Genomic DNA, 11,932 nt, shown 5'->3' with positions numbered 1-11,932 from the left:
CCCGGGGTTATGAGCGAGCGACATTCAATGCTTGGCCTCGATAAGCAGCATCCCCTGTTCCTCGCGCCAGCGCACCCGGTTGAGGAAACTCATGCCGAGCAGGGCTTCGGTCGGATAGCCACCCTCGATCACCGCCGCCTCGACGCCCAGCAACTCGATACCGCCGATCTTCACCCGGTCCAGGGTCACCCGCCAGCCGCGCGAGGTGCCGCTGGCGGTGGAGGCGACCATCGGCTTGCCGTCCACCCGGTAATCGATACCCAGGCGGCGCGCCTCGTTCTCGTTCATGGCGATGCTGGTGGCGCCGGTATCCACCAGGAACTGCATGTTCTGCCCGTTCACCGAACCGGCCACCCAATAGTGCCCGCCGGTGCCGCGAGCGATGCTGAAGCTTTGCCGCTGCGGCGCCGAATAGCCCGCCTCGTTGTATTCGCGGCTCAGTTCGTAGGTGCGCTCGACGCCGTCGATCCGCAGCACCGCCTTGCGGCTGTCGGCGCTGACCACCTGGACGCCCTGCGGGCCGGTCTGGCCGACCCTGACCAGCTTGCGCTGGCCATCGACGTTGAGTACCGCCGCGCCGGGGAACAGGCCGACCACGAACACCTGGGGCGCGGCCAGCGAGTACAACGCGAGAACGCTGGAAAACAGGGCGACGCACAGCCGCAGCATGATCACTCCTTGGGTGGCAGGATTGCCTTCAACGGCGCATAGGGCCAGTTCCAGCGGGCGAAGATCCGCTCCAGCTCGCCGCTGGCATGCAACTGCCGCATGCGCCGGTCGAACAGCGCCAGCAGCTCACGGCCCCTGGGGGAATCGGAGAAGCCAAGATACAGCGGCAACCGAGTGACGTCGGTGATGCGGTACTCAGCCGCCAGCGCTCCGGCCCCTGCGAGCATTTCCTCCAGTTCCGGACGCGAATCGATGAAATAGTCGACCCGGTGGTTGAGCAGCATCGGCAGCGCCGAGGTGCGGCGCTGCAACTCGCTGTGCGGGGTCAGGGTAGGGAAATAGCGGGCGAAGGCGTAGCCACGCATCCATGACAGGCGGAACCGGCTCAGGCCCTCCAGTGGCGGCGGCGGATTGTCTTTCAGGGAAAGCACGGCGATCGGATCGACGTCATAGGGCCAGCGAGGGTAAAGCGCTTCGTCGATTTCCCCGCGGTAGGCGCCGACCCAGGCGTCGGCCTCGCCGCGCAGGACCAGGCCGACCGCCCGGGTATAGGGCTCGTTGGCGATCCGCAGGCGTACCCCGGCCGGCTCGTAGACGGCCCGCAGCAGGTCCCAGGCCACCCCGCGACCGTCCTCCTGGGTGTAGCGCGTCCAGGTTTCGCTGACCACGCGGATCTCGCCCACGGAGGGGGCGGCGGAAGCGACGCCGGGCAGCAGCCACAGGCAGCAGAACAGGACGAGCAGACGCATGGGAGGCCTCAGACCAGCCAGTGTACCCATCCCCAGACTAGACCCTGCATGACCAGCCAGGCGAATACCCCGGCCAGGACGTCGTCGAGCATGATCCCGACGCCGCCGTGCACGTTGCGGTCCACCCAACTGATCGGCCAGGGCTTGAGAATATCCACGATGCGGAACACGACGAAGCCGATCAGCAGCCACCACCAGCCCTCCGGCACCAGCCAGAGGGTTATCCACATGCCGACCATCTCGTCCCAGACGATGCCTTCGTGGTCGTGCACGCGCAGGTCGTCGGCGACCTTGCCGCACAGCCAGAAGCCGAACAGCATGGTCACTCCCAGCATCAGCCAGTAGCCCCAGTCCGGCAGCATCTGCCACAGCGGGATGAACGGGATGGCCACCAGCGACCCCCAGGTGCCCGGCGCCTTGGGCAGGGTGCCGGAGCCGAAGCCGAAGGCGAGGAAATGCCAGGGATTGCGCCAGACCGACGGCGGCACCGGCTGCGCCGGCGCCTGATCAGGATGCTCAGTCACGTTGGGTTCCGAAATGTTGGTAGCCGGCCACGGCCGGTATGAGTTCCTTTCCGTCGGCGTCGAGCAGGTGCACCCCCTGCCCCGCCTCGACCCGGCCGATGACGGCCATGGCCGGCCACGCGGCGCGAATCTCGCCAAGGTACGCAGACGGCAGGGTGAAGGCCAGCACGTAGTCGTCGCCGGCGGCCAGTTGCTGGCGCAAGGCTTCCTCGCCGGCGAGCAGGCCGCTCAACGCGGCGCTTGCCTGCAAGCGCTGGCATTCGACCAGCAGGGCGACGCCGGAAGCACGGGCGATATGCCCGCAGTCGGCGAGCAGCCCGTCGGAGATGTCCAGGGCGGCGCTGGCCTTGCCGCGCAGGGCGAGGCCCAGACCGAATTGCGGGGCCGGCGTCCAGTAGCGCGCCAGCAGCGGTTCGGCCACCTCGGCGGGCGCCGATCTTCGCTCCAGCACCAGTTCCAGCGCCGCTCCAGCCTCGCCGAGCGGGCCCCCGACGCAGAGCAGGTCGCCCGGGCGCGCACCGGCGCGGGTCAGCGCCTGGCCGGCCGGCACCCTGCCGAATACGGTCAGGGTCATGCTCAGCGGGCCGCGCGTGGTGTCGCCGCCGACCAGGGCCAGGCCGCACTGCCGGGCCATGGCGTCGAGGCCGCGGGCGAAGCCCTGCAACCACTCGGCGTCGGCCTGCGGCAAGGTCAGGGCCAGGGTGAAGGCCAGGGGCGCGGCGCCCATCGCCGCCAGGTCGCTGGCGGAGACCGCCAGGGCGCGCTGGGCAAGAAGGAAAGGGTCGCAACCGGCGGGAAAATGCACACCTTCCACCAGGGTGTCGGTGGAGACCGCCAGCTGTTCGCCGGCAGGCGGCGCCAGCAGGGCACAGTCGTCGCCGATGCCGAGGGCCACCTCCGTCGCCGGCGCCGCGCAGGCGGCCGCGGCGAAGAAGCGGCGGATCAGCTCGAACTCACCCATGACGCCGCCGGCGCGGGATCAGCGCTTGCCGCCGCGCAGCTCGGCGGCGCGCAGGCGCGGCGCCAGCTTGTCGAGCACGCCGTTGACGAACTTGTGGCCGTCGGTGGCGCCGAAGGTCTTGGCCAGCTCGATGCCCTCGTTGATCACTACCTTGTAGGGCACGTCGATGCGGTTGCGCAGCTCGTAGGTGGACAGCCGCAGGATGGCCAGCTCGACCGGGTCGATCTCGGCCAGCGGGCGGTCCAGGCAGGGCTCGAAGGTGGAGTCCAGCTCGCTCTTCTGTCGCGGCACGCCGTGCAGGATCTCGTGGAAGTAGGCGCCGTCGACCTCGGAGAAGTCGTTGTCGGTGCGGAACTGCGCCTCGATCTCGTGCAGGGGCTGGCCGGCGATCTGCCAGGAGTACAGGGCCTGGACGGCCAGGCTGCGGGCCTTGCGGCGAGCGGCGGTCTTGCCTTTCGGCGGCTTGGCTGCCGGGTTGCCGCTGTCTTGATTGCTCACTTGGCCTCCAACTGCGCCAGCAGGCTGACCATTTCCAGGGCCGACAGCGCGGCTTCGGCGCCCTTGTTGCCGGCCTTGGTGCCGGAGCGCTCGATGGCCTGCTCGATGGAGTCGACGGTGAGGACGCCGAAGGCGACCGGGATGCCGAACTGCAGGGACACCTGGGCCAGGCCCTTGGTGCACTCGCCGGCCACGTATTCGAAGTGCGGGGTGCCGCCACGGATCACCGCGCCGAGGGCGATGATGGCGTCGAAGCCGCCTTGCTGGGCGACCTTCTGGGTCACCAGCGGGATCTCGAAGGCACCCGGGGCGCGGATGATGGTGATCTCGCTTTCAGCCACGCCGTGGCGGACCAGGGCGTCGACGGCGCCGCTGACCAGGCTTTCCACGACGAAGCTGTTGAAGCGGCCGACCACCAGGGCGTAGCGGCCTTTGGGAGCAATGAAGGTACCTTCGATGGTCTTCAGGGTCATGAGCAGGTCTCATCTGTTAAAGAGCCGGGGCGCCGTTGCGCCCCGAGCGAAAAGGGTCGAAAGGTCGGTCCAGCATAGCGCCCGCCGCGATCTTGCACGCGGCGGGCGGGACAGGCCTTATTCGGCGGGCAGGTATTCTACAACTTCCAGGTCGAAACCGGATATCGCATTGAAGCGCATCGGCGCACTCAGCAGGCGCATCTTGCGCACGCCGAGGTCGCGCAGGATCTGCGAGCCGGCACCGACGGTGCTGTAGGTGGTGGTGGCCTTGGGCGCCGGGGCCGGCGCCGAAGCGATCTCGCGGACATGGGCGAGCAGGTCGTCGCCGCCGATCTGGTGGCCGAGCAGCAGCACCACGCCGCTGCCCGCCTCGGCGACCTTGGTCATCGCCGCGCGCAGGCTCCAGCGGCCCGGCTGGTTGACCTGCAGCAGGTCGCGCAGCGGGTCCATGTTGTGCACGCGGACCAGGGTGGGCTCTTCCGCGCAGACCTTGCCGAGGGTCAGCGCCAGGTGCACGTCGCCCTCCACCGAGTCGCGGTAGGTGATCAGGTTGAAGTGGCCCAGTTCGCTGTCCAGCGGCTGCTCGGCGATGCGCTCGACGGTGCGCTCGTGGATCAGCCGGTAGTGGATCAGGTCGGCAATGGTGCCGATCTTGATCCCGTGCTCGGCGGCGAACGCCTCCAGTTCGGGCCGGCGAGCCATGCTGCCGTCGTCGTTCATCACCTCGCAGATCACCCCGGACGGTTCGAACCCGGCCATCCGCGCCAGGTCGCAGGCCGCCTCGGTGTGCCCGGCGCGAGCCAGGGTACCGCCTGGCTGGGCCATCAGCGGGAAGATGTGGCCGGGGCTGACGATGTCGGCGGCCACGGCGTTCTTCGCCGCCGCAGCCTGCACGGTGCGGGCGCGGTCCGCGGCGGAGATGCCGGTGGTGACGCCCTCGGCGGCCTCGATGGAGACAGTGAACTTGGTGCCGAAGCCGGAGCCGTTGCGCTGCACCATCAGCGGCAGGCCGAGGCGCTCGCAACGCTCGCGGGTCATCGGCATGCAGACCAGGCCGCGGGCATGCTTGACCATGAAGTTGATGTCTTCGGTGCGGACGCATTCGGCGGCCATGATCAGGTCGCCTTCGTTCTCGCGGTCCTCGTCATCCATCAGGATGACCATCTTGCCTTGGCGGATGTCTTCGATCAGTTCGTCGATCGTGTTGAGTGCCATGGGCACCCCCTTATGCAATTCGTGGGTTACTTGAGAAAACCGTTCTCGGCGAGAAACGCTTCGCTGATGCCGGAGGCGCTGGGCTCGGCGGCCTTGTCGCCAAGCAGCAGGCGCTCCAGGTAACGGGCCAGCAGGTCGACCTCGAGGTTGACCCGGCGTCCGGGCTGGTACTCGGCCATGATGGTTTCGCTGAGCGTATGCGGGACGATGGTCAGCTCGAACTCCGCGCCGTTCACCGCGTTCACCGTGAGGCTGGTGCCGTCGACGGTGATCGAGCCCTTGTGCGCGATGTACCTGGCCAGTTCGCGCGGGGCACGCACGGTGAACTGGATGGCGCGGGCGTTCTCCTCGCGCTTGAGCACCTCGCCGACGCCGTCGACGTGGCCGCTCACCAGGTGTCCGCCGAGGCGGGTGGTCGGCGTCAGGGCCTTTTCCAGGTTCACCCGGCTGCCCACCTTCAGGTGCTGGAAGGCGGTGCGCGCCAGGCTCTCGCGGCTGACGTCGGCCCAGAAGCCATCGCCGGGCAGTTCCACCGCGGTCAGGCAGACGCCGTTGACCGCGATGCTGTCGCCGAGCTTGACGTCGCCCAGGTCGAGCTTGCCGGTGGCGATGTAGACCCGCAGGTCGCCGCCCTTGGGCGTCATCGCGCGGACGCTGCCGATCGATTCGATTATGCCGGTGAACATGCGACCTCCCGTTTTTCCGCCGCACAGGCGCGCAGCATGGCCGGCGCGACGCCGAGCGGCCTGCGTGCCATAGCGCGGGTATTCCAAGATGAAGACATATGACGAACTCCTGTTTCGTGAAAAACAGGGCTTTTTGGATCGAAGGGGATCTTGCGGGCGCACAGGGTACGCCCAGGCAGGCAATCCCGTTCTCTCTTTATCCGGACTATGACCGTCGGCCCCGGAATCGCACCGGGTCTGCTGACCTTGTCGTCCGGCGGTGGCCGGTCCGGCAAGCGCTCGCGGGCTAGGCGCCTTGCGCGCCATTACCGCCGGTGGGGACTTTCACCCCGCCCTGAGAACGTTACGGCCACCAAGATGGCCGTGTGGCGTTTTACCACAGTTGCGCCGCTTGTGCATCGTCCGCCGCGTCGCCGCGCAGCGAAGTTCAGGCGTCCCGCGGATGGGGCCGCGCGGTGACCAGCCAGTCGTCGCCCACCGCGCGGATGTCGTCGATCCGCAACTGCGCCGCATCGGCCATCCGCGCCAGCGGCCAATCGAGCAAAGGACGGGCGCTGGAGCCGAGGAACTTCGGCGCGACGAACAGCCGGTACTCATCCACCAGCCCCAGCCGGGCGAAGGCGCCGGCCAGGCGGGGGCCGGCCTCCACCAGCACTTCGTTGGCGCCGCGCGCCGCCAGTTCCACGAGCAGCTTGTGCAGGTCGACATGCCCCTCGGCGGAGGGCAGCGCCAGCAGTTCGTGACCGGCGTCCTGGAAGCGTTCGCGCGCCGAGGCGGCGGCGCAGGTCGCCACCAGTGCCGGACCGGCCTGGTAGAACGCCGATTCCAGCGGCACCCGCAGGCGCCCGTCGACCAGCACCCGCAACGGCTGGCGAGCCGCGGCGAGCGCGGTAAGCTCGGCGTTCAGGCCCAGTTCGTCGGGGCGAACGTTGAGCCGCGCATCGTCCGCCAGCAGCGTATCGGCGCCGGACAGCACCACGCTGGAGCGAGCGCGCAAGCGCTGCACCGCCGAACGCGCGGCGGGGCCGGTGATCCACTGGCTTTCCCCGCTGGCCATGGCGGTGCGCCCGTCCAGGCTCATCGCCAGCTTGACCCGGACGAACGGCAGGCCATGTTCCATGCGCTTGATGAAACCGATGTTGAGTTCCCGCGCCTCGGCCTCGAGGACCCCGCTCTGCACCGCGATACCGGCCTGCATCAGACGCAGCAGGCCGCGACCGGCGACCTCGGGGTTGGGATCCTGCATCGCCGCGACCACCCGCGCCACCCCGGCACCCACCAGCGCGTCGGCGCACGGCGGGGTGCGGCCGAAGTGGCTGCAGGGCTCGAGGGTCACGTAGGCGGTGGCGCCGCGTGCATTTTCGCCGGCCTGGCGCAGGGCATGGACCTCGGCGTGCGGCTCGCCGGCGCGGACGTGCCAGCCCTCGCCGACCACCTGGCCGTCCTTGACCAGCACGCAGCCGACGCGCGGATTCGGATGGGTGGAGTACAGCCCCTGGCGCGCCAGTTCCAGGGCGCGGGACATGTACAGCGGGTCGGCGGCGTTCATTCCTTGGCCGGCTCGCGGGCGAGGCGTTCGATCTCCTCGCGGAATTCGTTGAGGTCCTGGAAGCGCCGGTAAACCGAGGCGAAACGGATGTAGGCGACTTCGTCGAGCTTCTGCAGCTCGGCCATCACCAGTTCGCCCAGCACCCGCGACTTGATCTCGCGCTCGCCGGTGGCGCGCAACTGGTGCTTGATGTGGCCGATGGCCGCTTCCAGGCGCTCGACGCTGACCGGACGCTTCTCCAGGGCACGCTGCATGCCGGCGCGCAGCTTGTCCTCGTCGAACGGCTGGCGGCTGCCGTCCTGCTTGATCAGGCGCGGCATGACCAGCTCGGCGGTCTCGAAGGTGGTGAAGCGTTCGCCGCAGGCCAGGCACTCGCGGCGCCGGCGCACCTGATCGCCCTCGGCGACCAGTCGCGAGTCAATCACTTTGGTGTCATGGGCACCGCAGAAGGGACAATGCATGGTGCTGATACAGGCGTAGCTGAAGGAAGCCGCATGGTAGCGCATCCGCGCCCGACCGAGCACCCGCAGAATCGACCGGCGCCGGCACGATGGGAGAGGCGAGAAGAATCGGACGTTGCGGCCTACGCGAAGCGCGACAAGAATCACACTTTGCGCTATACAAGCGCCGCCCGGATTCCACCGCTATGGAGCAGCCCATGACCCTGCGCTCGATCGCCCTGCTGGCCGTCCTTCTCCTCGCCGCTTGTTCCAGCGACAAGCCGAAGCCTGCGCCAACGCCGCAAGCTTCGCGCAGCGTGACCATGGTCGAGCCGGTGCTGCCGGCCCACCTGCGCGAGCTGAGCGGAACGCTGAGCAGCATCCAGGGCAGCCTGCCACGCGGCAGCGAGGTGCAGATGGCACTGCTGGTGATCGACGAGCGCGACCGCCCACAGCGGCTGCTGGCCAGCGAGACGGTGCTGGCCACCGGCGAACTCATGCCCTTCCGCCTGCCGTTCAACCCCGAGTCCTTCCCGCCGGCTGGCGGCGCGCTGCGCGTCGAACTGCACGCGCGGGTGATCCAGTCCGGCCAGTTGGCCTGGCGCCTGCATCCGTTGCGGATCGCCCAGCCGACCACCCAGTCCCTCGGCGAACTGCGCCTGGTACGCGCGCCGTGACGGCACCGCAAGCCCTGACCCAGGCGCTGGGCGAGCTGCTCGGCGACGCCCGGCTCAGCGCCACCGCGCTGCCCGGCACCGACCTGCGCCTGTGGCTGATCGACGCGCAGAACATGGACCGCCAGTTCAGCCCGGAGGAGACCCGCCGCATCCTCGAGAAGCCGCCGTACTGGTGCTTCTGCTGGGCCAGCGGGCTGGTCCTGGCGCGCTGGCTGGCGGCGCGCCCGCAGTGGGTCCGCGACAAGCGCGTGCTGGACTTCGGCAGCGGCTCCGGGGTGGCGGCGATCGCCGCGGCCCGCGCCGGCGCCGCCGAGGTGGTGGCTTGCGACCTGGATCCCCTGGCGCTGGCAGCGAGCCGGGCGAACGCCGAACTGAACGGAGTGGAGCTGAGCTATTCGGCGGACTTCTTCGCCGAGGACGATCGCTTCGACCTGATCCTGGTGGCCGACGTGCTCTACGACCGCGCCAACCTGCCGCTGCTCGACCAGTTCCTCAGCCGCGGCAGCCAGGCGCTGGTCGCCGACTCGCGGGTCCGTGACTTCCGTCATCCGCTGTACCGGCGCCTGGACGTGCTCGACGCCTGTACCTGGCCGGACCTCGCCGAACCCGCCGAATTCCGCCTGGTCAGCCTGTATCACGCCGAACGCGGGCAAGCCTGAGGCACGGGCTTGTTTGCGCGCGGCGCGCCCCCACTTATAGTGGTCACCACCTTGCGTTTCCGAGAATCGACATGAGCGATACGCCCTACATCTTCGACGTCACCGGCGCCAACTTCGAGCAGTTGGTCATCGAGAACTCGTTCCACAAGCCGGTCCTGGTGGACTTCTGGGCCGACTGGTGCGCCCCGTGCAAGGCGCTGATGCCGCTGCTGGCGCAGATCGCCGAGTCCTACCAGGGCGAATTGCTGCTGGCCAAGGTCAACTGCGACGTCGAGCAGGACATCGTGATGCGCTTCGGCATCCGCAGCCTGCCGACCGTGGTCCTGTTCAAGGATGGCCAGCCGGTCGACGGTTTCGCCGGTGCCCAGCCCGAATCGCAGATCCGCGCCCTGCTGGAACCCCATGTGAAAGCACCGGCGCTGCCCGACGAAGACCCGCTGGAAGTGGCCCAGGCGCTGTTCGCCGAAGGCCGCATCGGCGACGCCGAAGCGACCCTGAAAGCCCTGCTGGCGGAGAACAACGACAACCCCGCGGCGCTGATCCTCTACGCCCGCTGCCTGGCCGAGCGCGGCGAACTGGAAGAGGCGCAGGCCATCCTCGACGCGGTGAAGAGCGACGAGCACAAGCAGGCCCTGGCCGGCGCCCGCGCGCAACTGACCTTCCTGCGCCAGGCTGCCGACCTGCCCGACAGCGCAGAGCTGAAGAGCCGTCTGGCGGCCGATGCCGGCGACGACGAGGCGGCCTACCAGTTGGCCGTCCAGCAGCTCGCCCGGCAGCAGTACGAGGCGGCCCTGGACGGCCTGCTCAAGCTGTTCCTGCGCAACCGCGACTACCAGGACGACCTGCCGCGCAAGACCCTGGTGCAGGTCTTCGACCTGCTCGGCAACGACCACCCGCTGGTCACCGCCTACCGCCGCAAGCTGTACCAGGCACTCTACTGAGTCGCCGAGCCCCGTCCGCGGGGCTCAGTCCTCCAGCCAGACGAACACCTGGGTGCCGTCGACCACCTCGACCTTGACCCGGGCGTCGTGCCGCAGGCGCACCAGCAGTTGCTTGGCGGCGCCGGCGTTGCCGCTGAACGCCTCCAGCTCCGCCAGCAACTGCGGCCCCTCGATCCGCCCGCTGCCGCGCAGCAGGTCCTGGGCGGTCTGCCACAGGCGATCCACTGGCGCTGCCGGCGCCCTGGCCGCCGCGATCTGCGGCTCGCCCAGCGGCGGCGGGGGCACGTGTTGCGCCAGCTGGCGCCAATCCTCGGCGTCCAGTTCCAGGGTCAGGTCCACCGGCCAGTCGCCGATGCTTCCGCGAATCCGCACCATCTCGTTTCTCCACAAGCGAATCGCGCCATGCTCCCACGTCGGCGCGTAGGGGCCAAATCGGCCAGGCTAGGCAGGCGGAAAAATTCGTTATAACGTAACAAACTCTTTTCCTTCCTTGCCGGAGTCCGTTCATGCGCCCACTGCTGTTAGCCCTCGTCTTGCTGCCGTTCGCCGCCCATGCCCATGACGATCACGACCATGACCACGCCCACGGCAGCCTGGGCAAGCACGAGCACGGCGTCGCTCAGTTGAACGTGGCGCTGGACGGCAAGACCCTCGAACTGGAGCTGGACAGCCCGGCGATGAACCTGGTCGGTTTCGAACACGCCGCCAGCACCGACGCGGACAAGGCCGCCGTGGCCAAGGCCCGCGCGCAGCTGGAAAAACCGCTGGAGCTGTTCGCCCTGCCGGTCACCGCCGGCTGCTCGGTGGCCAGCCAGGAACTGCGGAGTCCGCTGTTCGGCGACAAGGCGCCGGCCCACGCGCACAAGGAGAAGGCAGGCCACGAACACGAACACGAACACGAACACGAACACGGTCATGCCGATATCCACGCCCATTACCAGCTCAGTTGCGAGAAGCCCGAGCTGCTCAAGCTGCTGACCCTCGCCGAGTTCTTCAAGCGCTTCCCCGCCACCCAGAAAATTCAGGTACAACTGATCGGTCCCGACGGCCAGAAAGGCGCCGACCTGGCCCCGGCCAGCGCCGAGCTGAAGCTGTAGGATCGTTCCGGAAGCGCCGCGAGGGATTCGGCGCGGCGCCCCTCCATCCATTCTCGAGGCTCCGGCGGAGCGTTCCGCCCCTACCCCCATGAGCGCACTGATCACCCTGACCAACCTCGGCTTCGCCTGGCCCGGCCAGGCGGAGTTGCTGGACATTCCCAGCTTCCATCTCGAACGCGGCGAGAGCCTGTTCCTCAAGGGGCCTTCCGGCAGCGGCAAGACCACCCTGCTCGGCCTCCTCGGCGGCGTGCAGAAGCCCGGCCGCGGCAGCGTCCGCCTGCTCGGCGAGGACCTGGAAAAGCTGTCCGCCGCGCGCCGCGACCATTTCCGCGTCGACCACACCGGCTACATCTTCCAGCAGTTCAACCTGCTGCCGTTCCTCTCGGTACGCGAGAACGTCGAGCTGCCCTGTCACTTTTCCGCGTTGCGCCGTCAGCGCGCCCGCGAACGCCACGGTAGCCCGGCGCAGGCCGCCAGCCATCTGCTCGGCCAGCTCGGCCTCGGCGGCGAACTGCACGAACGCCGCGCCGACAGCCTGTCCATCGGCCAGCAGCAGCGGGTCGCCGCCGCCCGCGCGCTGATCGGCCAGCCGGAGCTGGTGATCGCCGACGAGCCGACCTCGGCGCTCGACGCCGACAGCCGCGAGGCGTTTCTCCAGTTGCTCTTCGCCGAATGCCGCGAGGCCGGCGCCAGCCTGCTGTTCGTCAGCCACGACCAGAGCCTGGCCGGGCTGTTCGACCGCAGCCTGTCCCTTTCCGATCTCAACCGCGCCGCCCGGCCGGCAGGACTCTGAG

At 68.9% G+C, this 11,932-nt stretch carries 16 protein-coding genes and 1 riboswitch; of the genes, 5 read left to right on the top strand and 11 right to left on the bottom strand.

Features of this window, described 5'->3' with window-relative positions; all coding sequences use genetic code 11:
- Positions 1 to 24: 24 nt before the first annotated feature.
- The 10 genes from HMPREF2914_RS27015 to nrdR all read right to left on the bottom strand — a co-directional run bounded on the left by HMPREF2914_RS27015 (position 25) and on the right by nrdR (position 7,785).
- Positions 25 to 669 (bottom strand): TIGR02281 family clan AA aspartic protease, encoded by a 645-nt coding sequence (locus tag HMPREF2914_RS27015; protein WP_023092439.1) that lies wholly within the window; start codon positions 667 to 669, stop codon positions 25 to 27.
- Positions 670 to 671: 2 nt separating this feature from the next.
- On the bottom strand, positions 672 to 1,418 hold the full coding sequence (locus HMPREF2914_RS27010; RefSeq protein ID WP_003102821.1) for a substrate-binding periplasmic protein: 747 nt from the start codon (positions 1,416 to 1,418) through the stop codon (positions 672 to 674).
- Between the two features lie 8 nt (positions 1,419 to 1,426).
- The gene (locus HMPREF2914_RS27005; RefSeq protein WP_003093304.1) at positions 1,427 to 1,942 is read right to left on the bottom strand and encodes a phosphatidylglycerophosphatase A family protein; all 516 of its coding nucleotides are present in this window, start codon (positions 1,940 to 1,942) and stop codon (positions 1,427 to 1,429) included.
- Positions 1,935 to 2,903, bottom strand: a complete 969-nt coding sequence (thiL, locus tag HMPREF2914_RS27000; RefSeq protein ID WP_023092438.1) for a thiamine-phosphate kinase — start codon at positions 2,901 to 2,903, stop codon at positions 1,935 to 1,937. The genes HMPREF2914_RS27005 and thiL overlap by 8 nt, the downstream gene beginning before the upstream one ends.
- Before the next feature lie 18 nt (positions 2,904 to 2,921).
- A complete protein-coding gene (nusB, locus tag HMPREF2914_RS26995; protein ID WP_003093308.1) occupies positions 2,922 to 3,401 on the bottom strand; it encodes a transcription antitermination factor NusB in 480 nt (159 codons plus the stop codon).
- Positions 3,398 to 3,874, bottom strand: a complete 477-nt coding sequence (ribE, locus tag HMPREF2914_RS26990; protein WP_003093311.1) for a 6,7-dimethyl-8-ribityllumazine synthase — start codon at positions 3,872 to 3,874, stop codon at positions 3,398 to 3,400. The genes nusB and ribE overlap by 4 nt, the downstream gene beginning before the upstream one ends.
- A gap of 117 nt (positions 3,875 to 3,991) precedes the next feature.
- Positions 3,992 to 5,089, bottom strand: coding sequence for a bifunctional 3,4-dihydroxy-2-butanone-4-phosphate synthase/GTP cyclohydrolase II (ribBA, locus tag HMPREF2914_RS26985; RefSeq protein ID WP_003093313.1), 1,098 nt, complete (start codon positions 5,087 to 5,089; stop codon positions 3,992 to 3,994).
- 26 nt (positions 5,090 to 5,115) lie between these two features.
- Entirely contained in the window at positions 5,116 to 5,775 is a 660-nt protein-coding gene (locus HMPREF2914_RS26980) for a riboflavin synthase (protein ID WP_003093316.1), read from the bottom strand.
- Between the two features lie 183 nt (positions 5,776 to 5,958).
- Positions 5,959 to 6,121, bottom strand: a riboswitch (FMN riboswitch).
- Positions 6,122 to 6,202: 81 nt separating this feature from the next.
- Positions 6,203 to 7,324, bottom strand: a complete 1,122-nt coding sequence (gene ribD, locus HMPREF2914_RS26975; RefSeq protein WP_023092437.1) for a bifunctional diaminohydroxyphosphoribosylaminopyrimidine deaminase/5-amino-6-(5-phosphoribosylamino)uracil reductase RibD — start codon at positions 7,322 to 7,324, stop codon at positions 6,203 to 6,205.
- Complete coding sequence (nrdR, locus tag HMPREF2914_RS26970) at positions 7,321 to 7,785, bottom strand: transcriptional regulator NrdR (RefSeq protein WP_003107181.1); 465 nt, start codon at positions 7,783 to 7,785, stop codon at positions 7,321 to 7,323. Before nrdR ends, ribD begins: the two co-directional genes overlap by 4 nt.
- A 185-nt stretch (positions 7,786 to 7,970) precedes the next feature.
- On the opposite strand from nrdR, the gene HMPREF2914_RS26965 reads away from it, so the two are divergent.
- The 3 genes from HMPREF2914_RS26965 (at position 7,971) to trxA (ending at position 10,041) form a co-directional block, all read left to right on the top strand.
- On the top strand, positions 7,971 to 8,441 hold the full coding sequence (locus HMPREF2914_RS26965; protein ID WP_003132387.1) for a YbaY family lipoprotein: 471 nt from the start codon (positions 7,971 to 7,973) through the stop codon (positions 8,439 to 8,441).
- Positions 8,438 to 9,100, top strand: a complete 663-nt coding sequence (locus HMPREF2914_RS26960; protein WP_031692152.1) for a class I SAM-dependent methyltransferase — start codon at positions 8,438 to 8,440, stop codon at positions 9,098 to 9,100. Before HMPREF2914_RS26965 ends, HMPREF2914_RS26960 begins: the two co-directional genes overlap by 4 nt.
- A 71-nt stretch (positions 9,101 to 9,171) precedes the next feature.
- A complete protein-coding gene (gene trxA, locus HMPREF2914_RS26955; protein ID WP_023092435.1) occupies positions 9,172 to 10,041 on the top strand; it encodes a thioredoxin in 870 nt (289 codons plus the stop codon).
- 24 nt (positions 10,042 to 10,065) lie between these two features.
- On the opposite strand, the gene HMPREF2914_RS26950 is transcribed toward trxA, so the two are convergent.
- Entirely contained in the window at positions 10,066 to 10,416 is a 351-nt protein-coding gene (locus HMPREF2914_RS26950; protein WP_023092434.1) for a hypothetical protein, read from the bottom strand.
- A gap of 131 nt (positions 10,417 to 10,547) precedes the next feature.
- On the opposite strand from HMPREF2914_RS26950, the gene HMPREF2914_RS26945 reads away from it, so the two are divergent.
- Entirely contained in the window at positions 10,548 to 11,138 is a 591-nt protein-coding gene (locus tag HMPREF2914_RS26945) for a DUF2796 domain-containing protein (protein WP_023092433.1), read from the top strand.
- A gap of 88 nt (positions 11,139 to 11,226) precedes the next feature.
- Complete coding sequence (locus HMPREF2914_RS26940; protein ID WP_023092432.1) at positions 11,227 to 11,931, top strand: ABC transporter ATP-binding protein; 705 nt, start codon at positions 11,227 to 11,229, stop codon at positions 11,929 to 11,931.
- Position 11,932 lies beyond the last annotated feature (1 nt).

This window comes from Pseudomonas sp. HMSC067G02 (genome assembly GCF_001813485.1).
Lineage (GTDB): Bacteria > Pseudomonadota > Gammaproteobacteria > Pseudomonadales > Pseudomonadaceae > Pseudomonas > Pseudomonas aeruginosa.
The sequence above is the reverse complement of the archived record's forward strand: the minus strand, read 5'-3'. Positions and strand labels throughout refer to the sequence as shown.

Bases quoted from the DNA above. Each gene is read 5' to 3' on its own strand.
- HMPREF2914_RS27015 (WP_023092439.1), bottom strand. From the start codon at position 669: ATGCTGCGGCTGTGCGTCGCCCTGTTTTCCAGCGTTCTCGCGTTGTAC.
- HMPREF2914_RS27010 (WP_003102821.1), bottom strand. From the start codon at position 1,418: ATGCGTCTGCTCGTCCTGTTCTGCTGCCTGTGGCTGCTGCCCGGCGTC.
- thiL (WP_023092438.1), bottom strand. From the start codon at position 2,903: ATGGGTGAGTTCGAGCTGATCCGCCGCTTCTTCGCCGCGGCCGCCTGC.
- ribE (WP_003093311.1), bottom strand. From the start codon at position 3,874: ATGACCCTGAAGACCATCGAAGGTACCTTCATTGCTCCCAAAGGCCGC.
- ribBA (WP_003093313.1), bottom strand. From the start codon at position 5,089: ATGGCACTCAACACGATCGACGAACTGATCGAAGACATCCGCCAAGGC.
- HMPREF2914_RS26980 (WP_003093316.1), bottom strand. From the start codon at position 5,775: ATGTTCACCGGCATAATCGAATCGATCGGCAGCGTCCGCGCGATGACG.
- ribD (WP_023092437.1), bottom strand. From the start codon at position 7,324: ATGAACGCCGCCGACCCGCTGTACATGTCCCGCGCCCTGGAACTGGCG.
- nrdR (WP_003107181.1), bottom strand. From the start codon at position 7,785: ATGCATTGTCCCTTCTGCGGTGCCCATGACACCAAAGTGATTGACTCG.
- HMPREF2914_RS26965 (WP_003132387.1), top strand. From the start codon at position 7,971: ATGGAGCAGCCCATGACCCTGCGCTCGATCGCCCTGCTGGCCGTCCTT.
- trxA (WP_023092435.1), top strand. From the start codon at position 9,172: ATGAGCGATACGCCCTACATCTTCGACGTCACCGGCGCCAACTTCGAG.
- HMPREF2914_RS26950 (WP_023092434.1), bottom strand. From the start codon at position 10,416: ATGGTGCGGATTCGCGGAAGCATCGGCGACTGGCCGGTGGACCTGACC.
- HMPREF2914_RS26945 (WP_023092433.1), top strand. From the start codon at position 10,548: ATGCGCCCACTGCTGTTAGCCCTCGTCTTGCTGCCGTTCGCCGCCCAT.
- HMPREF2914_RS26940 (WP_023092432.1), top strand. From the start codon at position 11,227: ATGAGCGCACTGATCACCCTGACCAACCTCGGCTTCGCCTGGCCCGGC.